The organism is Vibrio sp. 811, assembly GCF_033339195.1.
Window position 1 is genome coordinate 1 of the sequence record NZ_JAWOUB010000081.1, and the last position, 1,227, is coordinate 1,227.

Genomic DNA, 1,227 nt, shown 5'->3' on the forward strand with positions numbered 1-1,227 from the left:
TTTTCTTGGAATTGTAGGTTTTTGACTAGCACTTCCTCAAAGTCATAACCAATGTTAGTAGTGAGCGCTGCGAAGGTCTCTAGGATCCCCATCGCAATTTCCGACGCCCAGTTATCCCCTTGAGCTACCGGTACGTCCATTGCTGCGACGAGTTTATCAGGATAATCCGATGTGCGATTGTGGAACGACTGAATGACGTCTACTAGCATATAAGACAGCTCACCCGCTTTGGTTGAGCTCTGTCTCATCAAAGAAATCGGAAAGTTCGCCAATACATCCATGCTGGGTTTATCACGCACAATCACCGAAGTAAAATAAGCATCTAGCCACATTGAAGGACAAATGAAGCCTGTTTTTAAAATACCTTCACCATCCCATGTTACTTCTGGACAATCGGGTAATTTTAAACGTTGAGGCTCATTTGGATTCAGCACTAACTGATGATAAAAAGATCTCATCACAGATGCTTCGTAGAGACAAAGAGTTCCGATTTGCTCATTTGGTATAGATTGAGGTAACCATGTATACCACCTTACTATCTCTTCATAGGAATCGACCATATCCACAAGGTTTTCTCTTCTAATCAAGAGTCTTCGTTTTCTTTTATCTAAATCATCGTTTATCTCTTCCACCAATTCTAATTCATGCTCCTGATTTAATTTAGGGTTAGCCTTTCGCTCAATTTGCATAATCACGTTGCAAGACCTCGCTTCCATTTTCCTTGGTTAATTGAGAACTCCTTGACTCGCACTTTAGCAACCTTTTTGTTGATTGGAGCTTGCACATGTAAATATCTGATCGGGATACCATCGTACATTGCCTTTTTAATTTGATTTCCTGCTCGTCTTTCCTTCGTCCCCATTGCATTAACTTTGTTATTGCTGCCGCATACTCAGTTTTCCCTTGTTGATATGCTTCGTTTCCTATTTTTCTGCTACCTAACTGACTTCCACCTAGTAAACCATATCAAACTCGCCCGGCTTCGAAATTGAGGTTCCAATATCTTTGGGATGAAGCAGCTTAGCATTAGGACGTTTACTCCGAACAAAGTCATCCGCGACCAACTCACCAATTTTTGCAGACTGCTGGTTAATATTACCAATTCGAGCGTTATATCCCTCTTCGCCATATCGGGCGTCCATTGCCTCTGGACGCTCTTTCAAGCATTCATCAATTTTTGCTTTGTTTCTTTCTGTTAGCTCATAATCACTCGTATTGAGTTCAGAC

The 1,227-nt window shown here is 41.5% G+C and carries 2 protein-coding genes; both read right to left on the reverse strand.

Annotated elements, in window-relative coordinates; all coding sequences use genetic code 11:
* Nucleotides 1-689 (reverse strand): immunity 49 family protein (locus R7Q46_RS24945; protein WP_318077896.1); only part of this gene is annotated, 689 nt, incomplete at its 3' end.
* 264 nt (nucleotides 690-953) lie between these two features.
* Nucleotides 954-1,227: hypothetical protein (locus R7Q46_RS30850; RefSeq protein ID WP_411978766.1), on the reverse strand; the 274-nt coding region annotated here is incomplete at its 5' end.